The sequence below is a fragment of the Streptomyces sp. NPDC022552 genome (genome assembly GCF_055561875.1).
Genome location: NZ_JBVHGJ010000004.1, coordinates 21,409 through 41,479, shown reverse-complemented (window position 1 = coordinate 41,479; position 20,071 = coordinate 21,409). Strand labels below are relative to the sequence as shown.

Genomic DNA, 20,071 nt, shown 5'->3' with positions numbered 1-20,071 from the left:
GTGACAGTCTGATTCGCGGGGGTGATCAATTCCTATCATTGGTCTAAACCATTAAGGAAGAGGGGGCGACGGGAGTGGCCGAATCCGGGACCGCCCGGGGTGCGCGCGGACCGCTCTGACCTTGTAATGAGTCACAACCCCAAGTGGCTGCGGAAGAAGCGGGTGAGGCCGGATGACGACACCGGCAGCGCGGGCCGAGGTGGGCAAGGCGGCCCGTAAGATCGTGGCGCGGTCCTCACACGGCCGCTGGATACCCTCGTCGCAGCGGCCCGACCCGTTGACCGTCCTGGAGCGGCAGGCCGTCGACCGGGTGCCCGAACTGGTCCCCATCCGGTACGGCAGGATGGTCGTCTCGCCGTTCGCCTTCCTGCGCGGCGCCGCCGCCGTCATGGCCGCGGATCTCGCCGCACAACGCCACACCGGGCTCACCGTGCAGCTCTGCGGCGACGCCCACCTCCTCAACTTCGGCGTCTTCGCGTCACCCGAACGGGCGCTTCTGTTCGACGTCAACGACTTCGACGAGACGCTGCCGGGGCCCTTCGAGTGGGACGTCAAGCGGCTCGCCGCCAGCGTGGCCGTCGCCGCCCTCCAGAACGGCACCACCAAGGCCAAGGCCCACCGGGCAGCCCTGGTCGCCACCGAGGCGTACCGCACCGCCATGCGGCGCCTCTCCGGCCTCGGCGAGCTCGCCGTCTGGTACGAGCGGATCGACGCCGACGACCTGGCGCCGCTGGTCCGCGGCCACCGCCGCGCCAAGGTCGAGAGCCGCCTCGCCCGCGCACGCCGCCGTACCAGCCTCCAGGCGTTCGGCAAGCTGACCACCGTGGACGAGAGCGGTGCCATCCACATCGTCGACGACCCGCCGCTGCTCGAACGCAGCATCGGCCTCGACCGCGTCAGCCTCGGCAAGATCTTCAGCGACTACCGCAGCTCCCTCTCCGAGGAGCGCCGTCTTCTCCTGGACCGGTTCCGGTTCGTCGACGCGGCCCGCAAGGTCGTCGGCGTCGGCAGCGTCGGTACCCGCTGCTTCATCCTCCTGCTGGAGGGGCGTGACGACAGCGACCCGTTGATGCTCCAGATCAAGGAGGCCGGCCGGTCGGTCCTGGAGCCGTACCTGTCGTCGAGCGTGTACGCGCACCAGGGCCAACGGGTCGTCCGCGGGCAGCGCCTCACGCAGGCCGCCGGCGACATCTTCCTCGGCTGGATGACCGGCCCGGAGAAACGGCACTTCTACTGGAGGCAGTTGCGCGACATGAAGGGCTCGGCCGAGGTCGAGACGATGTCGCCGTCGATGCTCCGCGCGTACGCGGGTCTCTGCGGCCGTGCTCTGGCCCGCGCACACGCCCGTTCCGGCGACCGCATCGCCATCGCCGCGTACCTCGGCTCCTCGGACGTCTTCGACCGCGCCGTCGCCGACTTCGCGATGCGGTACGCGAACCAGAACGCCGACGACTACGCGGCCCTGAGCGCGGCGATCGCCGCAGGCGTGATCACGGCGGCGCCGGGCGTGTGACGACCGGCCCCGCGCCGCCGCCGCGCCCGTTCTGCGCCCCGCGCCGCATCGGCGGCTCGGCGGGCGTCCGGGGCACCGGTCCGAAGAGCACCGCCCGGGCCACGGGCGGGGCGAACAGCGAGGTCATCGGGGCCGTCAGGGTCAGGACCGAGCGGAACGCGGCTCCGACGACCGGATCCCCTCCGTACCGCTGCTGGAGGCGCCGCATGTACCAGCCCACCGGCCTGTCCATCGCCCGCGACCCGATCGCGTTGCCCAAGGCTCCCGGCATGTTCTTGTCCGCGCCGGCCGAGATGTCCCAGGCCTGCTTCGAGGAGTCGAGCATCGCCTTCTGGACCGCCCGCGTGGTCGCCGTCGTCCGGGGATCGGCCAGCGCCCCGCGCAGCGCGAGCGCGTTCAGCGCGGCGACGGTCATGCCCTGTCCGTAGATCGGGTTGAAGGCGCACAGCGCATCGCCGGTGGCGAGGAACCCGGCCGGGCGGCGGCCCGGACGGTCGTACCGGCGGCGGACGTTGGCGGTCTGCCGGAAGCCGTGGACGGGGGACTGGGGCGTGGCCTCGGCCAGCCACTCGCTCAGGATGGGGTGCGGGAGCTTCTTGGCGAAGGCCTCGAACCCGTCGTCGTCGGTGGGCGGCCGGTCGTCCCGGAGCCCGGACAGGGTGACCAGATGGAGTCCGTCCCCGATGGGCAGCACGACACCGCCGTAGACCTGCTCGGGGTTGGGGACCACGTTGAGGCCCGCCGCGTCCGTGTCCGGGGCCACGGCGGCGCGGTACATCCGGGTCGCGTAGGCGAGGCCGGTGTCGATCGTCTCCTCGTGCGGAGCCTCCGCCCCGATCGCCGCGAGCCAGTCCGAGGCGTGCGTGCCGCGGCCCGAGGCGTCGACGACCAGATCGGCCTTCAGGGAACGGCTCTCCCGCGCGCTCCCCGCGCCGCGCTCGCGCAGCAGAACACCGCGCACCCGCGACGCGTCACCGATCAGCCCGACGGTCTCGGTGCCCTGCACCGTCTCGATGCGGGGGTCGGCGAGGACCCGGCGGCGCACGAGCCACTCCAACTGGGCCCGGGGCCCGGTGTAGAGGTGGGTGGTCGCCGGAAGGCGGCTGAACCAGCGCCCGTTCTGCCACTGGATCATGTCCTCGGGCATCCCCACCCGGGGAGCGCCGAGCTCGCGCAGCTCACCCGTGAACCCGGGGAGCAGTTCGTCGAGGGCCTGTTGCCCCGCGTCGAGCAGGACGTGCACGTGCCGGGACTGCGGCACGCCCGGCCGGGTGTCCGGGCCCTCTGGGAAGCGGTCGCGCTCGACGACCGTGACCCTCTCGGCGTGTTCACTGAGTACGCGTGCCGCCAGCAGGCCCGCGAGACTTCCCCCGATGACCACCGCGTGACGTGTCCCGCGGTGCCCCAACTCGTCCGTCATCCCCCGCCCTTTCCCCGTAGTCGGTCGGTCTACGACGTCCCAGTATCCACGCTCTCCCTGGGGACATCGCGCGCGCCGAGACGCAGGTGCTCGATGTGGTAGACGGCCTCGTCGAGGAGTTGGGCGACGTGGTTGTCGTAGAGGCTGTACTCGATCCGGCGGCCCTGCCGAACCCCGGTCACCAGGCCGAGGGCACGCAGCAGGCGCAGTTGGTGGGAGACGGCGGACTGCTCCATGTCGACGGCGGAGGCCAGTTCGGTCACTCCGCACGGCCCCTGACGCAGCTTGGTGAGGATCATCAGCCGCGAGGGCGTCGCGAGGGCCTGGAGCGTGGCGGCGATCGTGGCCGCGGACTCCGCGTCCAGGTGGGTTGCCGGGGTCGTCCCGCCGTTCGCTCCGTGTCCCATGCGTTCATCGTAGCCGCGGAGATGAACTCATGAATGAAGACCTCTTCATGTGTTCCGCTATGGTGGTGCCCGCCGGACCCCGACGGCCCCGCCGTCCCCGACCGAAGAGGTGTCCACCCATGGCTTCACCGGTGCTCGACGCCCGGACCGCGGCGTCCGCGGGCAAGGCCCCGCCCGCCTCCCGCCGCACCCGCGTCTCCGACCTGCCGGAGGTCCGCTGGGCCGCCCTGTCGGCCCTGGCCTTCCTGTGCGCCCTGCCGTTGGACCTGGCCGGTGCGCCTGCCTGGACCTGGGGTCCGCTCTACGCGGTCTGCTACGCGGCCGGCGGCTGGGAGCCCGGCTGGGAGGGCCTCAAGGCGCTCCGCGAGAAGTCCCTCGACGTCGACCTGCTCATGGTGGTCGCCGCGATCGGTGCCGCCGCCATCGGCCAGTACCTCGACGGCGGCCTGCTCATCGTCATCTTCGCCGTCTCCGGCGCCCTGGAGGCGCTCGCCACCCGCCGTACCGCCGACTCGGTACGCGGACTGCTCGACCTCGCACCCGCGCGAACGGTACGCCTCACGAGTGCCGGCGCCGAGGAGCCGGTGGACGTCGCCGACCTGCGGATCGGTGACACCGTCCTCGTACGGCCGGGGGAGCGGCTGCCCGCCGACGGCACCGTGCTCGACGGCGCGAGCGACGTCGACCAGGCCACCATCACCGGGGAGTCGCTGCCCGCGCCCAAGACGCCCGGCGCCGAGGTCTACGCCGGAACCCTCAACGGCACGGGCGCCCTGCGCGTACGGGTGGACAAGGACGCGGGCGACTCCGTCATCGCCCGGATCGTCGCGCTCGTCGAGGAGGCCAGTGCCACCAAGGCGCCCACCCAGCTCTTCATCGAGAAGATCGAACAGCGCTACTCCGTCGGCGTCGTCGTCGCCACCCTCGCGCTCTTCGTGATCCCCCTCGCGCTCGGTGGCGACTTCACCCGTACGCTGCTCCGCGCCATGACCTTCATGATCGTGGCCTCGCCCTGCGCGGTGGTGCTCGCCACCATGCCGCCGCTGCTCTCCGCGATCGCCACCGCCGGCCGCCACGGCGTACTCGTCAAGTCCGCGGTGGTCATGGAACGGCTGGGCACCGTCGACCGGGTCGCGCTCGACAAGACCGGCACCCTGACCGAGGGCGCGCCGCGCGTCACGGGTGTCGAGGGCGGCCTGGAGGCGCTCGCCCTCGCCGCCGCGGCCGAGCTCCCCAGCGAACACCCGCTGGGACGCGCCGTGGTGGCCGAGGCACGCGCGCGTGGACTGCGCGTCCCCGAGGCGAGCGACTTCACCTCGGTGCCGGGCGACGGCGTCCGGGCCACGGTCGAGGGCCGGGAGGTGCGGGTGCGCCGGGCCGAGGGCGCGCACAGCGACACCGCCGTCGAGGTGGTCGTGGACGGCGCCCGTGCCGCCGTCCTCACGCTCGCCGACCGGCTCCGTGACGGCGCTCCCGAGGCCGTCTCCGCCCTCACCCGCCTCACCGGTACCCCGGTCACCCTGCTGACCGGCGACAACGCGGGCGCGGCCGCCCGGGTCGCGGAGCGGACCGGCATCACCGACGTACGGGCCGGGCTCCTGCCCGAGGACAAGGTCGCGGCGGTACGGGAGTGGGAGCGGGCCGGCTGCCGGGTCCTGGTGGTCGGCGACGGCGTCAACGACGCCCCCGCCCTCGCCGCCGCCCACACCGGCATCGCCATGGGCCGGGCCGGCTCCGACCTGGCCCTGGAGACCGCCGACGCCGTCGTCGTACGCGACGAACTGGCCACCGTCCCCGCGGTCGTGGCCCTCTCACGCCGCGCGCGCAGGCTCGTGGTGCAGAACCTGGTGATCGCCGGCACCTGCATCGGGGCCCTGGTGATCTGGGACCTCGCCGGCCACCTCCCGCTGCCCCTCGGCGTGGCCGGCCACGAGGGATCCACGGTCCTGGTGGGGCTCAACGGCCTCCGCCTGCTCCGCGACGCGGCCTGGCGGAAGGCGGCAGCCGGGGAGTGAGGGTGGCGGCCAGGAAGGACATGGGGCGGCGGCCAGGACGTAGGGTGGCGGTCGGCACGTGAGGGCGCCGGCGGATGCGAGAACGGCCGGGCGCGTCCCTCGCGCTCAGCCCTCCAGCTCGGCGAGCGCGTGGGTCAGCCACTCCACCCAGAAGCGCTCCAGGTCGATCCCGCCCCGCAGGACGAGGTGGCGCAGCCGGTCCGGTTCGCTCTCCCGGCGGCTGGGCGGGAAGTCCCGTACCTCGATCGCCAGGTACTCGTCCAACTGCCGCCGGTGCAGATCGAGATGGCGCCGCAGCTCCTCCCGCATGCCCGGCGCGCCGACGACCGCCGCCGCCCGCATCCGCAGCAGGAGGGCGGAGCGCATCGGTTTGGGATCCTCGCTGCGGGCGACCCACTCGGCCAACTCGGCGCGCCCCTCGGGCAGTACCTCGTACTCCTTCTTCTGTCCCCGCGCCGGCACCGGAGCGGGCAGGGCACGGATGTGCCCCGCCTGCTCCAGCTTGCCCAGCTCGCGATAGATCTGCTGGTGCGTGGCCGACCAGAAGTAGCCGATCGACCGGTCGAAGCGGCGCGTCAGCTCGAGGCCGGAGGACGGCTTCTCGAGCAGCGCCGTGAGGATCGCGTGCGGGAGGGACATGCACGCATCCTAGGTTCGGGGCACCGGGACGATCACAGGGTGGCCGCCAGCCGTGTGCCCTGGTCGATGGCGCGCTTGGCGTCCAGCTCCGCGGCCACGTCGGCGCCGCCGATGAGGTGCGCCGTGCGGCCCGCCGCGATCAGCTCCTCGTACAGACCGCGGCGCGGCTCCTGGCCGGTGCAGAGGACGACGGTGTCGACGGGGACCGTCTGCGGCTCGCCGTCGACGGTGATGTGCAGGCCGTCGTCGTCGATCCGCTCGTACGTCGCGCCCGCGACCATGGTGACCCCGCGGTGCTTCATCTCGGCGCGGTGGATCCAGCCGGTGGTCTTGCCGAGGCCCGCGCCGACCTTGGTGGTCTTGCGCTGGAGGAGATGCACCTGGCGCGGCGGCCGCGGCCGCTCGGGCGCGCGCAGACCGCCGCGCGTCTCGTACGAGGTGTCCACGCCCCACTGCTTGAAGTACGTCTCGGGGTCCTGGCTCGCGCCCTCGCCGCCGTCGGTGAGGAACTCCGCGACGTCGAAGCCGATGCCGCCCGCGCCGACGATCGCGACGCGCTCGCCGACCGGAGCGCCGTCGCGCAGGACGTCCAGGTAGCTGACGACGCTCGGGTGGTCGACGCCCTCGATCTCCGGGGTGCGCGGGGTGACTCCGGTGGCGACGACGACCTCGTCGAAACCGTCCAGGTCACCGGCCGTGACCGGGGTGTTGAGCCGGACCTCGACACCGCGCTCGGCGAGCTGGGTGCGGAAGTACCGCAGCGTCTCGTCGAACTCCTCCTTGCCCGGAACCCGCTTGGCGATGTTCAGCTGGCCGCCGATCTCGCCCGCCGCGTCGAACAGGGTGACGGAGTGGCCGCGTTCGGCTGCCGAGACGGAGAACGCGAGTCCGGCCGGGCCCGCGCCGACGACGGCGAGCCGCTTGGCGAGCCGGGTGGGGGAGAGGACGAGTTCGGTCTCGTGGCAGGCGCGCGGGTTCACCAGGCAGGAGGTGATCTTCAGGCTGAAGGTGTGGTCCAGGCACGCCTGGTTGCAGCCGATGCAGGTGTTGATCGTGTCGGCGCGGTCCGCGGCGGCCTTGGCCACGAACTCCGGGTCGGCGAGGAAGGGGCGGGCCATGGAGACGATGTCGGCGCGGCCCTCGGCGAGGATCTGCTCGGCGACCTCGGGGGTGTTGATGCGGTTGCTGGTGACGAGGGGGATGCTCACCGAGCCCATCAGCTTCTTGGTGACCCAGGTGTACGCGCCGCGCGGGACGGAGGTCGCGATGGTGGGGATGCGGGCCTCGTGCCAGCCGATGCCGGTGTTGATGATCGTCGCGCCGGCGGCCTCGATCTCCTTCGCGAGGGAGACGACCTCCTCCAGCGTCGAACCGCCCGGGACCAGGTCCAGCATCGAGAGGCGGTAGATGACGATGAAGTCCTCGCCGACCCGCTCGCGGATCCGGCGGACGATCTCCAGCGGGAAGCGGACCCGGTTCTCGTAGCTGCCGCCCCAGCGGTCGGTGCGGTGGTTGGTGGCCGCCGCGATGAACTCGTTGATGAGGTAGCCCTCGGAGCCCATGACCTCGACGCCGTCGTACCCGGCGGCCTTGGCCAGCTCGGCGCAGCGGGCGTAGTCCTCGACGGTCTGCTCGACCTCGGCGTCGGTCAGCTCGTTCGGTACGAAGGGGCTGATCGGCGCCTGGATCGCGCTGGGTGCGACGAGCGCGGGGTGGTAGGCGTACCGGCCGAAGTGGAGGATCTGCATCGCGATGCGCCCGCCCTCGCCGTGCACGGCGTCGGTGATGAGCTTGTGCTCGGCCACCTCGTCCTCGGTGCTGAGCTTGGCGCCGCCGTCCCAGGGGCGACCGGCCTCGTTGGGCGCGATACCGCCGGTCACGATGAGTCCGACCCCGCCGCGGGCGCGCTCGGCGTAGAAGGCGGCCATGCGCTCGAAGCCGTTCTCGGTCTCTTCGAGGCCGACGTGCATGGAACCCATGAGCACCCGGTTGGGCAGGGTGGTGAACCCGAGGTCGAGCGGGCTCAGCAGGTGCGGGTAGGGGGTCGAGCTCATGGGGCGCCTCCTCGCGCAGTGTCGTCATGACTGTTGTAGACGAGCCGAGGACCCTTGTGCAACAAGTTGCATAAGGGTGGGGGAGTGATCTGCGCGACGTTGCGACGCGCCACGGCCCCCGGCGGGGGTCCGCCGGGGGCCGTGGTGGGCGCGGGAATCACCGCGGCCGCATCAGGGTGTCGTGACCCAGCTGTCCAGGTCCTCCGCGGTGCGCGGGCCCTCCGCGTCCGGGGCGAGCAGGCCGTGCGTGCGCAGCAGCCGCGTCACGGCCATGCCCCAGGGGCGGCGCAGCCGCGCCGCCGCGAGCAGCGCGTCGTCGGCGAGCAGCTCCTCGATGGGGCCCGTCCGCAGCCCCGCCGGGGACAGGACGGCGGCCTCGTCCGCCCAGCGCAGCGCCAGGTCGACGTCGTGGGTCGCCATGACGACCGTCGTGCCCGACTCCCGCAGCCGGCCGAGCACCTCCAGGAGCCGCTCCTGTCCGTGCGGGTCGAGCCCGGCCGTGGGCTCGTCCATGATGAGGACCCGGGGACGCATCGCCACGGCACCCGCGATCGCGGCCCGCTTCCGCTGTCCGTACGAGAGCAGATGCGTCGGCCGGTCCTCCAGCGCGACGATGTCCAGCGCCTCCAGCGCCTCGCGGACCCGGAGCCGTACCTCCTCCTCCGGCAGCCCCAGATTCATGGGGCCGAACGACACGTCCTGCCCCACCGACGCGGCGAAGAGCTGGTCGTCCGGGTCCTGGACGACCAGCTGCACCGTCGTACGCAGCCGGGTCAGCCCCTTCCGGTCGTACGACACGTCCTCGCCGTCCAGCCGGAGCGCGCCGCTCCCGCAGCGCAGGCCCCCGCTCAGCAGCCGCAGCATCGTCGTCTTGCCGCCGCCGTTGCGGCCGAGGAGCGCCATCGCACGGCCCTCCGGCACGGCGAAGTCGATGCCGTCCAGGACGACGGGCCCGTCCTCGTACGCGAACGTGGCCTTCACCAGTTCCACGACAGGTGGCGCAGGACTCACGGCAGGGACCTTTCCAGTACGAGAGTGAGGGCGACGAGACCGGCGAGCAGGCCGACCGTCGACGCGAGGAAGCGGCCCGAGACCGCGGCCTCCGGCACCAGGACCCGCAGCGTCCCGTCGTAACCCCGACCGGCCAGGCCCGTCTGCAGCCGCTGCGCCCGGTCGAAGGCGCGGACGAACGCCGTGGCGCCCAGCCCGGCCAGTGAACGCCAGGTCGCCGCGCGCGTGGTCAGCCCCAGCCGGGCCGCCTGCGCCTGTCGGATCTTGGATATCGCGTCCAGAAGAAGAAAACTGATCCGGTACATCACCAGGGCGACGTCCACCACGGGCGCCGGAACCCCGGCCCGCACCAGCCGGGGCAGTACATCGGAGACGGGTGTCGTGAAGGCGAACAGCAGCACGCCCAGCGACGCCGACGAGGTCCGCAGCAACAACTCGCCCGCGTGGACGGGACCGTCGTGCGCGAACGCCACCAGGCCTCGGTCCCCGCCCACCTCGAAGAGCAGCGGGATCGCCCCCGTCACACAGAAGCCCAACGGGATGCGGAAGGCGCGCCACAGCTGACGCCCCGGCACCCCCGCCGGCCCGAGGAGGACGGCCAGGGTGGCCGCCGCGACCAGGACGGCACCGGGCCACGGCGGCAGGCACACCGCGCAGAGCGTCAAGCCGAAGCCGAGCACGGCTTTCTCGCACGGGTGACGGCGGCGCCAGCGACTGCTGTGCGCCGCCGCGTCGATCGGCAGCACCGGCGCCTACTCGCCGACGGACGCCGACCGCAGCGCCTTCGCATCGGCGCGGGCCTCGCCCTGCTTGCGGCCCTTGTGCAGACCGAAGTAGTAGGCGAGTACTCCGGCGCCGATGGCGGCCTGCAGGGCGAAGAGCGCCGACTCGATCTCACCGGAAGCGGGCTCGTACAGCGGGGAGAACCACGGCTCGTAGTCGGGGTCGATCTCCGTGATCGCCGTCTCGGCCTCGGCGTCGGCGCCGGTGAACGGCTCCTCCTTGTGGTCGCCGAGCCCCAGGACGAGCGGGAGCACGGCGAGCGCCGCGACGACGAGCAGCAGCAGCGTGTTGATCTTCGCGTTCCGGCTCATCAGGCGCTCGCCTCCGCGTTCTCGTTCTTCTTCCGGGACGGGAGCAGGACTCCGAGGCGCGTCAGGTCCGCCTTGCTGGACTGCGTGAGCAGCCGCATGACGAGGACCGTCAGCAGACCCTCACTGACGGCGAGCGGAAGCTGCGTGACGGCGAAGATCCCGCCGAACTTGGCCAGCGCGCCCAGCACACCACTGCCCGGGTCCGGGAAGGCCAGCGCGAGCTGGACACTGGTCACGCAGTACGTCGACAGGTCGGCGACGAACGCCCCGAAGAACACGCTCACCATGAGCGGAACGTCGAAGCGGCGCAGCAGCCAGTACGTACCGAAACCGGCCCACGGCCCGACGATCGCCATCGAGAAGACGTTGGCGCCGAGCGTGGTGAGCCCGCCGTGGGCGAGCAGCAGCGCCTGGAACAGCAGCGTGATCGTGCCCAGGACCGCCATCACGGGCGGGCGGAACAGGATGGCGCCCAGTCCCGTACCGGTCGGGTGCGAGCAACTGCCCGTCACCGACGGAATCTTCAGGGCGGACAGAACGAACGTGAACGCACCGGAGGCACCGAGCAGCAGGGTGGACTCGGGGTTGGCCTTGACCTCACGGGTCAGGGCGCGGACACCGTGGACGACAAAGGGTGCGGACGCGACGCCCCAGGCGGCCGCGTGCACAGGGGGCAGATACCCCTCGGCTATATGCATGGTTGGGAGACCCTCTCCAGCACCTCGTGGATGGACAACGCACCCTGGCCGGTCTCCTGGCTGACGGGTCATGCCGCCGCGGCTCCGCCTTCCCACACCGCCGCGGTCTCCCGCGGCGGTCCAGTGGCTTCCCCGGAGGGATGGAGCCGGACTTCCCGATCACAGTGGCGAGGGCCGCACCGGTACTGCACCGGTTTCCCGTACACCAAGGCGCTGTGACATTAGTGGGTTGACCAGGTACATCACAACACGGGTGCTGCCGGGGACGGTGTGTGACGGATCTCCCGCGCGCCCCACGCACCCCTGTCGGCCCCCTGCGCGCGCCTCCCGCGCCCCGCCTCACACCTTGCGGTACGTGTACGCCTCCGAGGCCGCCGCCACCACCGCGTCCAGGTCCCCTCCGGCGCTCGCCGTGACGAGGGCGGCGACGGCGCCCTCGACGAACGGGGCGTCAACGAGGCGCGAGCCTTCCGGCAGCTCGTCCTCCTCGGCGAGGAGCGCCTTGACGGTCAGGACGGCGCTGCCGAGGTCGACGAGGAGGGCCACTCCGGCGCCCCCGTCCACCGACTTCGCCGCCTCGACGATCCGCTCGGAGCTCGTGCCGAGACCCCCGTCGGGGGTGCCCCCGGCCGCGGCGACGGGAGCGGTCGGCCCGCCGCCCGCGAGGCCCCGGGCCAGCGCGGCGACACCGTCGGCCACGGCCGCGCTGTGCGAGACCAGCACGATGCCCACCGTGCCCACGATGCCCACCTGACCGGTCACGCGGCAGCCACCTCCGCGAGGGCGGCGATCAGCAGGGCCGACGAGGTGGCCCCGGGATCCTGATGCCCGATGGAACGTTCGCCCAGATAGCTCGCCCTGCCCTTGCGCGCCTGGAGGGGTACGGTCGCGAGGGCGCCGCGCTCGGCCGCGTCCCGGGCGGCGGCGAAGGAGTCGCCGAGCGCCTCGGCCGCCGGAACGAGCGCGTCCAGCATGGTCTTGTCCCCGACCTGGGCACCGCCGAGCTGCCCGACGGCGGCGACCCCGGCGGCCAGGGCCACGGCCAGGTCCTCCCGCGTCACCGAAGGGGCATCCCCGAGCGCCTTGCCGGTCCGCCGCAGCAGCGTCCCGTACAGCGGTCCGGACGCGCCCCCGACCGTGGAGATCAACTGCCGCCCCGCGGCGACGAGTACGGCCCCCGGCGTCTCCGGCGGCTCCTTCTCCAGCACGTCCGCCACCGCGGCGAACCCGCGCTTCAGGTTGGCCCCGTGGTCCGCGTCGCCGATCGCCGAGTCGAGCTCGGTGAGACGCTCGGCCTCACGGTCGACGGCGGCCGCGGCCGTGGTCAGCCAACGATGGACGAACACGGCGTCGCACGCGCTCACTTCGGGCATGCCCTCTCACCGGCCCCAGCGCAGCGCGGGCGTCTGCACGGGCGCGTCCCAGAGCCGCAGCAGCTCCTCGTCGGCCTCGCAGAGCGTCACCGAACAGCCGGCCATGTCGAGCGAGGTCACATAGTTGCCGACCAGCGTACGGGCGACCGGCACCCCGCGCTCGGTCAGCACGCGCTGCACCTCGGCGTTGAACCCGTACAGTTCGAGCAGCGGCGTCGCGCCCATCCCGTTCACGAGGGCGAGGACCGGTCCGGACGGCCGCAGGTCCTCCAGTACGGCCTCGACGGCGACGTCCGCGATCTCCCCCGAGGTCATCATGGGCCGCCGCTCGCGCCCCGGCTCCCCGTGGATACCGATGCCCAACTCCAGCTCCCCCTCCGGGAGTTCGAAGGTGGGGCTGCCCTTCGCCGGCGTGGTGCAGGCGCTCAGCGCCACACCGAAACTCCGCGACCGCTCGTTCACCCGGCGCGCGAGGGCCTCCACCCGCTCCAGCGGCGCGCCCCCCTCGGCGGCCGCCCCGGCGATCTTCTCCACGAAGAGCGTCGCCCCGGTCCCGCGCCGACCGGCGGTGTACAGACTGTCCGTCACCGCCACGTCGTCGTCGACGAGCACCTTGGCGATCTGGATGCCCTCGTCCTCCGCGAGCTCGGCGGCCATCTCGAAGTTGAGCACGTCACCGGTGTAGTTCTTGACGACGAACAGCACCCCCGCCCCGCTGTCGACCGCGGCGGCGGCCCGCACCATCTGGTCGGGCACGGGCGACGTGAACACCTCCCCGGGGCACGCGGCCGCCAGCATCCCGGGCCCGACGAACCCCCCGTGCAAAGGCTCGTGCCCGGACCCGCCCCCGGAGACCAGCCCCACCTTCCCGGCGACGGGCGCGTCGCGCCGCAGGACGACACGGTTCTCGACATCGACGGTGAGCTCGGGGTGCGCGGCGGCCATCCCGCGCAGCGCATCGGCGACGACGGTCTCCGGGACGTTGATCAGCATCCTCATGGGTACCTCCTGGGGAGATGGCAGGCGAGCCATTCGGTTCTGCGTGGTACTGAATGCTGACATTCCTGGTGGCGACCCAGGTCCGGATCGCGTGAACGAGTTCTGCGGATGCCCGGCATGGCGCAATTGTCGCCGCGAGTTCGCGGGAGCGCACCGGTGCGCTGCGCCATCGCCCGGGAGCGTGAGCGCCGGTACCGCTCGCGGGTGACATCGCCTCCCCCGAGGTCCGGCCCCAGGCGCCGATGCGGAGCGGCTCCCCGGTCCGCAGCCCGGCGAGATGCCGCCGCGGTTCGCCGGCCGCGGCGGCCGGTGTCTTCGGACCCGACCAGAACGCCCGGGTCACGTGCTGATTCAGGCCATCAGGACCGAGTCGTCCTCGGGACGCGCGCCGGGAAGGCGGTGCCGGGCCGCGATCAGCGCCGCGTCCGCGTCACGCGTGCCGGTGGAGACACACAGTGTGTACGCGACGTCGTCAAGGCGGCGCCGTACCTCGGCGGTGCCGTTCTCCGCGTGCAGCACCTTCAACGTCTCGTACTGCTCGATCAGGTTGCTCAACACCGCGGGATGGGCCATCAGCACAGTGCAACTCCCTTCGCCGTCCGGGCGTCGTCCGCCCGCTGGGATCGGCGCGTACCCCTTGTCCCGGGTTGTATGCAGGTCACGCGCGGCGCTCGCAAGCCCCGGCTCGTGGCGTCGCCGGTGCGACACTGGAGGAGTGACGGAACTCGGACGGCAGGCGGAACAGCGCTTGGAGCGCGCGATCCTGGAGCTGCTGGAGAGGCGTGGTCCGACATCGTCGATCTGCCCCTCCGACGCCGCGCGAGCCGTGTACACGGGGGACGACGACGGATGGCGCGCGCTCATGGAGCCGACCCGCCGCGTGGCCCGGCGGCTGGCCGCGGCCGGCGAAGTGGACATCACCCAGGGCGGACGTCCCGTCGATCCGGCTGACCTCCGAGGTCCTGTCCGCATCAGCCGCGCAGGCTGACACAGGCTCTCCATTCGACCGAACGCCCCGCCGTATGCCGGCGACGCGTCCCTCTTCGGACACTCGACGTCCTCGTCACCGTGGGGCGGGATCATGCCGATTTTTCGCCACCTGACCGGCTCAGCAGGACCTAGAGTGTGCGCGTGACCGAGGAGAACCCCGAACTCATCGCGGGCCGGTACCAGCTGGTCGAGCGCATCGGCCAGGGCGGTATGGGCCGGGTCTGGCGTGGCCTGGACCGGCAACTCTTCGGGCGCGAGGTCGCCATCAAGGAGATCCTCTTCCCGCCGGGCCTGGAGGAGGGGGATCGCGCCGCGCTGCTCAGGCGGTTCACCGGCGAGGCACGCGCGGCGGTCACCCTCAGCCACCCCGGTGTCATCACCGTTCACGACGTGGTGGAGCACCACGGCGCCCCCGTCATCGTCATGGAGCTGATCCGCGGGCAGTCCCTGGCCGCTGCCATCAGCGACCGGGGCCGGCTCTCCGTACGGCGGGTGGCCGAGATCGGCGCCGCCATGCTCGACGCGCTGGCCGAGGCGCACCGAGCGAGGATCGTCCACCGGGACATCAAGCCGGACAACGTGCTGCTGACCAGGGACCGGGTCGTACTGACCGACTTCGGCATCGCTCACCTCGCGGACGCCACGACCAGGCTGAGCCACAGCGGGACCGTCATCGGCACGCCGCAGTACATGCCCCCGGAGCAGCTGGAGGGCAAGCGACCGACACCGGCCAACGACCTGTGGGCGCTCGGCGCCACCCTCTACCACGCCGTCGAGGGACGCCCACCGTTCGAGGCGGACGGGCTCCACGCCCTCGCCGTTGCCGTGTTCACCCGCCCGCACCGGCCACCTGTCCATGCCGGCCCGCTGGCCCCCCTGCTGGACGCGCTGCTCACCAAGGACCCGGCGCAACGCGTGGACGCCGCGGAAGCCGCCGAGATGCTCGCGTCGGCGCTGCGTTCCTCACCGCCCGTGCCCGACGGGTCCGCCGGGCACGGGCCGACGGACGGCAACCCCGGTCACGCACCCGTCCCCACGCCCGATCCGCGGGCGACCCCCGCACCGGCGCCGGACGGGGCGGCGGAGCACGCTTCCGCTCCGACGATGCCGCAGCAGGCACCATCACCCACGCCACCACCCACCCCCACCGTCCTGGACCGCGGGTCCGTCGCCGGGACGCCGCCCCACCCCGCGCCCGAACGGCCGACCGCCCCGCCGCGGCCCGTACCCCCGGCCGAAGACACGGTCCCGCTCGGCGCGGCGGCCACGCCGGAGCCGGGCGAGCGGGCGCCCGCCCGGCGGCGTGGCCTCACCCGGCGCTCCGCGGTCCTGGGTACGGCACTGGCCGTGCTCACCACGGGCTCCGTCCTCACCTGGGCCCTCACCCGTGACGACGACGGACGCCGTGGCGGGGGAGTCGGCAACGGCTCGGGGGCCTCCTCCGTCACGGTGGTGATCGGCGTGGACGCGCCACTGAGCGGCGGGCTGTCCTCGATGGGCGCCGGTATCAAGAACTCCGCCGACCTGGCAGCCAGGACCGCCAACGAGTCCCGGCACGTCCCCGGCGTGACATTCGAGATCAAGGCCCTGGACGACGAGGCCGACCCCGCCAAGGGCGCGCCCAACGCCGCCCAGTTCGTGTCCGACGACAAGGTGCTGGGGGTCGTCGGTCCCCTCAACTCCGCTGTCGCCCGGACCCTGGTGCCCACACTCGCGCGGGCGGGCATGGTCAACGTGTCACCGAGCAACACCGACCCCGCCCTGACCCTGGGTCCCGACTGGGCCGCGGGCACGACGTCCCGTCCTCACTCCACCTACTTCCGTACCATCGCCACGGACGTCGTCCAGGGGCCGTTCGCCGCCCGGTACCTGCATGAGGCGAAGAAGACCAAGCTCTACGTGATCGACGACGCGAGCGCCCACGGCACTGCTCTCACCTCCGGTCTCACGGCCGAGTTCACCAAGCTCGGTGGGGCCGTCGTCGGCACCGAGCAGGTCGATCCCGCGGAACGCGCCTTCGCGGGGCTCGCCGTCAGGGTGCGGTCATCGGGCGCCGACGCCGTCTACTTCGGCGGCTACTACGACACCGCGGCGCCGCTCTCCCGACAGCTCAAGCAGGCGGGGGTGAACGCCCCGCTGATGGGCGGCGACGGCATCTTCGACCAGCAGTACCTCACGGCGAACCCGCAGGCCGAGGGCGACCTCGCGACCAACTTCGGCCTGCCCGCCGAGGAATCGGAGGCAGGGCGGGACTTCCTCGCCCGGTACCGGAAAGCGGGCTACTCGCAGCCGGCCGGCTGGTACGGCCCCTACGCCTACGACGCGACGTGGACCGTCATCGAGGCGGTGAAGGCGGTCGTGACGGCGAACGGCGGTACCGTCCCCGACAACGCCAGGGCGAAACTGGCGCAGGCAGTCGCCGGGTCGGCCTTCGACGGTGTCACCGGCCGTGTCGCCTTCGACAAGGACGGCGACACGGTCAACCGTCGGCTGACGGTGTACACGGTGGACGACGGCAGCTGGAGGACCGTGACGAGCGGCACGGCCACTCCCTGACACCCGCCGGAGGTGTGCTGTGGATCCCGTGTTCCGATGGCTCCTCAGGGCCGGAGCCCGGCGCGCCTGAGTGCCACCACGCTGAGGTCGGCGATGGCTTGCTCGTCTCCCCGGCGCCAGGCGTCGGCCCATCCGCCGAGCGGGGCCGGCAGCTTGGCGAGTGCGCCCGGCGGGCCGGTGAGGGCGCGCAGGGCGAGCAGGTCGGCTCCCCCGGGAGCCTCCACGAGCCGGCGCAGGGTGGCGCTGCGCCGGACCCAGAGCAGGCGTGGCGGGAGCCACAGCAGCAGGACGAAGAGCACCGGAACGACGATGAGGACCGCCGTGGTCGCGTCGGCGACCTGACTGACGGTCTCCTGGAGCGACACTCCCGCGTCGGCGAACCCGGAGCCGGCGTCGGCGGCGGACTGGAGCGGCTTCTTGAGGATGCCGCCGACGAGCGGCACGTTCGACGCGGCCTCTCCCGCGTTCCCCAGCTCCTCGGCGAGGCTGTCGCCGGCGCTCTCGACCTTGCGCCCCGGCTCGGCCAGCAACATGATCGTCTCGCGGACGACGAGGGCTGCCCACACCACGGCGGCGATCAGGGCCACGGCCATCAGGTCCACGAGCACCTGGAGGTTCCGGCGTGCGGGTGTCTGAGCGTAGATGCGCAACGGAGGGCTCCCGTTCGAGTCATGACGCCGAGAAGGCCCGGCAGCCCGGCCGCTGCTCGGCCGATGGGCCGTCGCATTCAACTCTTCCACCGCGTGCCGCACGGAAAAACGTTCATGGGCGAGCCCCGATGTCTGGCGACCTTTCCTTCGATGTTCGGACGAGTGGGGGAGCGTCATCGACTGTCGGCTGGGTAGTCGCGGCGGGGAGCGGCAGAGCGGCAGAAGCCGAAGGCCCGCGCTTCGGCGCGGGCGACGGCCCGCCCCGGGCCGTCGCCGTCAGGGCCCTACTCGTCCGATCGAGCCAGGAGGTACACGTGAAGGCATCCAAGATCGCCTACAAGCCGTTCGGCATGGCGCTCGGCGCGACCAGCGGCATGGTCGCCGGAGCGGCCTTCAAGCAGGCCTGGAAGGTGATCGGCCACGACCGCCATGCACCCGACGCCACCGACGAGGGCCGCAGCTGGCGAGAGGTCCTAGTTGCCTCGGCTCTGCAAGGTGCGATCTTCGCTGTGGTCAAGGCCACCGTGGAGCGAGCGGGCGCTGTCGCCACCCGCCGCCTCACCGGCACTCGGCCGGGCTGACCGGGCGCCGTTCCGGCGTGGGCGCTGGAAAGGTGCGCGCCGGGCGCGAACGCCGCCCGCGCCGCACTGCGCCGGCACGCACCCGCTCGCCGGGGCCCGGCGAGCGGGTGATCGGAAAAGCCCCCGCCCATGGGCGGGGGCTGGCGTGTGGGAGCGAACCCGGGACGCGGAGGTCCGTGAGCGCTACGCGCGCCCAAGAGCGGCCGCCACGCCGTCCAGGACGGTCAGCCCGGGCGGGGGCGGCCGGTGCGCGGCTCGTCGGGGTCCACGCCGGTGAACGCGGAGTCGTCCTTGGTGCCGCTGGGGCGCTTGGAGCGTCCCCGCGGACCGGTGTCGTGCATGCCCTTCTCGGGCGTGTCGGCCTGCTTCTCGCCGCGCCTGCCGTCGTGGCGGACGGTGTCGCCGGGGACTTCCTGCGTCTCCTCCTTGGAGACCTTGCGTCCCTTGCCGGGCGGAGGAGCGTGTTCATCGGGGTGGAAGGAACGTTCGGCGCTGGGGTTGTCCTGCTGCCGCGTCTCGTCCACGTCCGGCGACCATCCGTGGTGCCCGGACCCGCCGCGGCGGGTCGGTCCGTCGCCCTGCGACGACTTCGAGGACTTCGGTTTCCCGGCCATGAGCCGACCTGCCTGTCCGTTGCGGAGATACGCCTCTCTGTACTCACGGTACCTCCGGATCGCCTGCGCGTCCGCCGCTGCGATGCCGTCGACGTGCCGGGCAGTGCGTGGCGAGGACCCGGCCGGACCGTCCCAGCCACGGCACTCGGACCGGCGATGGGCGGTTGCATGCCGGCGGAACGGGGAGACGCGGGAAAGCGATCAAGCGAGGCAGATCGGCGATACTGGCAGCGAGGAGCGCCTCGACGTGCCGAGAAGGCGGGAGGCCGGGCGTGGGCGAGGAACGAGATCTGCTGGCAGGGCTGAGTGTGGACGGCCGGAGGCCGGAGCAGCCCGTGCTGCTGGACGGTGAGGGCAGGCCGATCCGGACGTGGCAGGAGAACTATCCGTACAGCCGCAAGGTGCCCAGGGCGGAGTACGAACGCACCAAGCGCATTCTGCAGATCGAGTTGCTGAAACTGCAGCGCTGGGTCAAGGACACGGGCGCACGCCTGATCGTGATCTGCGAAGGCCGTGACGCCGCGGGCAAGGGCGGGACCATCCAGCGCTTCACCGAGCGCCTCAACCCGCGCGGCGCCCGCGTCGTGGCGCTCGACAAGCCGACCGCCCGTGAATCCGGTCAGTGGTACTTCCAGCGCTACGTCGCCCACCTTCCCGGGCCGGGGGAGATCGTCTTCTTCGACCGGTCCTGGTACAACCGGGCCGGCGTGGAGAAGGTCATGGGGTTCTGCACGGCCGAGCAGTACGACGTCTTCCTCGCCCAGTGCCCGGCGTTCGAGCGGATGCTGGTCCAGGACGGCATCTGTCTGGTCAAGTTCTGGTTCTCGGTCTCCCGGGCGGAGCAGCGGACCAGGTTCGCGATCCGCCAGGTCGACCCGGTCCGCCAGTGGAAACTCTCGCCGACCGACGTCGCCTCACTCGATCTCTGGGACGCCTACACGCAGGCCAAGGTCGCCATGTTCCGCACGACCGACACGGCCGAGGCGCCCTGGACCGTGGTCAAGGCCAACGACAAGCGGCGCGCCCGGCTCGAGGCCATCCGGTACCTGCTCACCCGCGTCGACTACGACCGCAAGGACTCCGAAGCGGTCGGCACCCCCGACCCGCTGATCATCGGTTCCGCGGACACCCTTCTCGAGTCGGGGGAGGAGGACACCGCCTTGTCTCCCACCCCGCTGGCCGACCGCCTGATGGGCCCCGGGCAACACCCGCCCACCCGCGCGGCAGGCGGGTAGCCGTCCGGGAGTGCCAGATCGCGTGAGGCTCGCTGTGCGCGGATCATGGAGGCGTCGGTGCTTGCCGTTCCAGGGCAGACCTACCGCCGCGCCGCTCAGCTGAGCGATAAGCGTGACAGATGAGCGGCATGTGCTTAGATCGGCCCCGCCGGGGCAGTCGCATTCCAGACCTACCCGGCCTCTCAGGTCGGGGCGGTCGGCAGGCCCGAAGATCGTCGATCT

General features: G+C 72.4%; 20 protein-coding genes and 1 riboswitch. Of the genes, 6 read left to right on the top strand and 14 right to left on the bottom strand.

The features are described 5' to 3' along the window. The first annotated feature begins 172 nt into the window (after positions 1–172). Entirely contained in the window at positions 173–1,513 is a 1,341-nt protein-coding gene (locus tag ACZ3OF_RS13265; protein WP_361679736.1) for a DUF2252 domain-containing protein, read from the top strand. Here ACZ3OF_RS13265 and ACZ3OF_RS13260 read toward each other — a convergent pair. Continuing rightward, positions 1,491–2,933: an FAD-dependent oxidoreductase gene (locus ACZ3OF_RS13260; protein WP_467304504.1), complete on the bottom strand. Its 1,443-nt coding sequence runs from the start codon at positions 2,931–2,933 to the stop codon at positions 1,491–1,493. The genes ACZ3OF_RS13265 and ACZ3OF_RS13260 overlap by 23 nt on opposite strands. Before the next feature lie 29 nt (positions 2,934–2,962). Beyond that, positions 2,963–3,340 carry an ArsR/SmtB family transcription factor gene (locus ACZ3OF_RS13255; protein WP_389576184.1) on the bottom strand — a complete coding sequence of 126 codons (378 nt, stop codon included), beginning with the start codon at positions 3,338–3,340 and terminating at the stop codon, positions 2,963–2,965. Positions 3,341–3,459: 119 nt separating this feature from the next. On the opposite strand from ACZ3OF_RS13255, the gene ACZ3OF_RS13250 reads away from it, so the two are divergent. Then, positions 3,460–5,355: a heavy metal translocating P-type ATPase gene (locus tag ACZ3OF_RS13250; RefSeq protein ID WP_467304500.1), complete on the top strand. Its 1,896-nt coding sequence runs from the start codon at positions 3,460–3,462 to the stop codon at positions 5,353–5,355. Between the two features lie 105 nt (positions 5,356–5,460). Here ACZ3OF_RS13250 and ACZ3OF_RS13245 read toward each other — a convergent pair whose 3' ends face one another. The 10 genes from ACZ3OF_RS13245 to ACZ3OF_RS13200 form a co-directional block, all read right to left on the bottom strand. Then, positions 5,461–5,994 (bottom strand): PadR family transcriptional regulator, encoded by a 534-nt coding sequence (locus ACZ3OF_RS13245; protein ID WP_361679724.1) that lies wholly within the window; start codon positions 5,992–5,994, stop codon positions 5,461–5,463. Positions 5,995–6,026: 32 nt separating this feature from the next. Further along, positions 6,027–8,048, bottom strand: coding sequence for an NADPH-dependent 2,4-dienoyl-CoA reductase (locus ACZ3OF_RS13240; protein WP_361679721.1), 2,022 nt, complete (start codon positions 8,046–8,048; stop codon positions 6,027–6,029). A gap of 171 nt (positions 8,049–8,219) precedes the next feature. Further along, positions 8,220–9,059, bottom strand: coding sequence for an ATP-binding cassette domain-containing protein (locus ACZ3OF_RS13235; RefSeq protein ID WP_361679718.1), 840 nt, complete (start codon positions 9,057–9,059; stop codon positions 8,220–8,222). Continuing rightward, a complete protein-coding gene (gene cbiQ / locus ACZ3OF_RS13230; protein WP_467304497.1) occupies positions 9,056–9,805 on the bottom strand; it encodes a cobalt ECF transporter T component CbiQ in 750 nt (249 codons plus the stop codon). The genes ACZ3OF_RS13235 and cbiQ overlap by 4 nt, the downstream gene beginning before the upstream one ends. Before the next feature lie 6 nt (positions 9,806–9,811). Next, on the bottom strand, positions 9,812–10,153 hold the full coding sequence (locus ACZ3OF_RS13225) for an energy-coupling factor ABC transporter substrate-binding protein (RefSeq protein ID WP_361679712.1): 342 nt from the start codon (positions 10,151–10,153) through the stop codon (positions 9,812–9,814). Next, positions 10,153–10,851: an energy-coupling factor ABC transporter permease gene (locus ACZ3OF_RS13220; RefSeq protein ID WP_361679709.1), complete on the bottom strand. Its 699-nt coding sequence runs from the start codon at positions 10,849–10,851 to the stop codon at positions 10,153–10,155. The genes ACZ3OF_RS13225 and ACZ3OF_RS13220 overlap by 1 nt, the downstream gene beginning before the upstream one ends. Positions 10,852–10,880: 29 nt before the next feature. Next, a riboswitch (cobalamin riboswitch) is annotated at positions 10,881–11,076 on the bottom strand. Between the two features lie 114 nt (positions 11,077–11,190). Then, positions 11,191–11,613: a dihydroxyacetone kinase phosphoryl donor subunit DhaM gene (gene dhaM / locus ACZ3OF_RS13215; RefSeq protein WP_361679706.1), complete on the bottom strand. Its 423-nt coding sequence runs from the start codon at positions 11,611–11,613 to the stop codon at positions 11,191–11,193. Next, entirely contained in the window at positions 11,610–12,224 is a 615-nt protein-coding gene (gene dhaL, locus ACZ3OF_RS13210) for a dihydroxyacetone kinase subunit DhaL (RefSeq protein WP_467304494.1), read from the bottom strand. Before dhaL ends, dhaM begins: the two co-directional genes overlap by 4 nt. A 6-nt stretch (positions 12,225–12,230) precedes the next feature. After that, positions 12,231–13,223 carry a dihydroxyacetone kinase subunit DhaK gene (dhaK, locus tag ACZ3OF_RS13205; RefSeq protein ID WP_361679700.1) on the bottom strand — a complete coding sequence of 331 codons (993 nt, stop codon included), beginning with the start codon at positions 13,221–13,223 and terminating at the stop codon, positions 12,231–12,233. Between the two features lie 351 nt (positions 13,224–13,574). Next, positions 13,575–13,802 (bottom strand): DUF5133 domain-containing protein, encoded by a 228-nt coding sequence (locus tag ACZ3OF_RS13200; RefSeq protein WP_361679697.1) that lies wholly within the window; start codon positions 13,800–13,802, stop codon positions 13,575–13,577. Between the two features lie 136 nt (positions 13,803–13,938). On the opposite strand from ACZ3OF_RS13200, the gene ACZ3OF_RS13195 reads away from it, so the two are divergent. After that, a complete protein-coding gene (locus tag ACZ3OF_RS13195) occupies positions 13,939–14,211 on the top strand; it encodes a DUF3253 domain-containing protein (protein WP_361679694.1) in 273 nt (90 codons plus the stop codon). A 143-nt stretch (positions 14,212–14,354) separates the two neighbouring features. Then, on the top strand, positions 14,355–16,769 hold the full coding sequence (locus tag ACZ3OF_RS13190; protein ID WP_467304491.1) for a bifunctional serine/threonine-protein kinase/ABC transporter substrate-binding protein: 2,415 nt from the start codon (positions 14,355–14,357) through the stop codon (positions 16,767–16,769). 44 nt (positions 16,770–16,813) lie between these two features. On the opposite strand, the gene ACZ3OF_RS13185 is transcribed toward ACZ3OF_RS13190, so the two are convergent. Further along, entirely contained in the window at positions 16,814–17,419 is a 606-nt protein-coding gene (locus tag ACZ3OF_RS13185) for a hypothetical protein (RefSeq protein ID WP_467304489.1), read from the bottom strand. 314 nt (positions 17,420–17,733) lie between these two features. On the opposite strand from ACZ3OF_RS13185, the gene ACZ3OF_RS13180 reads away from it, so the two are divergent. Then, positions 17,734–18,000, top strand: coding sequence for a DUF4235 domain-containing protein (locus ACZ3OF_RS13180; RefSeq protein ID WP_361679685.1), 267 nt, complete (start codon positions 17,734–17,736; stop codon positions 17,998–18,000). Between the two features lie 224 nt (positions 18,001–18,224). Here the strand turns inward: ACZ3OF_RS13180 and ACZ3OF_RS13175 are convergent, their stop codons facing one another. Further along, positions 18,225–18,524, bottom strand: a complete 300-nt coding sequence (locus ACZ3OF_RS13175; protein ID WP_467304486.1) for a hypothetical protein — start codon at positions 18,522–18,524, stop codon at positions 18,225–18,227. Between the two features lie 362 nt (positions 18,525–18,886). Between ACZ3OF_RS13175 and ppk2 the strand changes: the two genes are divergently transcribed. Further along, on the top strand, positions 18,887–19,849 hold the full coding sequence (gene ppk2, locus ACZ3OF_RS13170) for a polyphosphate kinase 2 (RefSeq protein WP_467304484.1): 963 nt from the start codon (positions 18,887–18,889) through the stop codon (positions 19,847–19,849). Positions 19,850–20,071 lie beyond the last annotated feature (222 nt).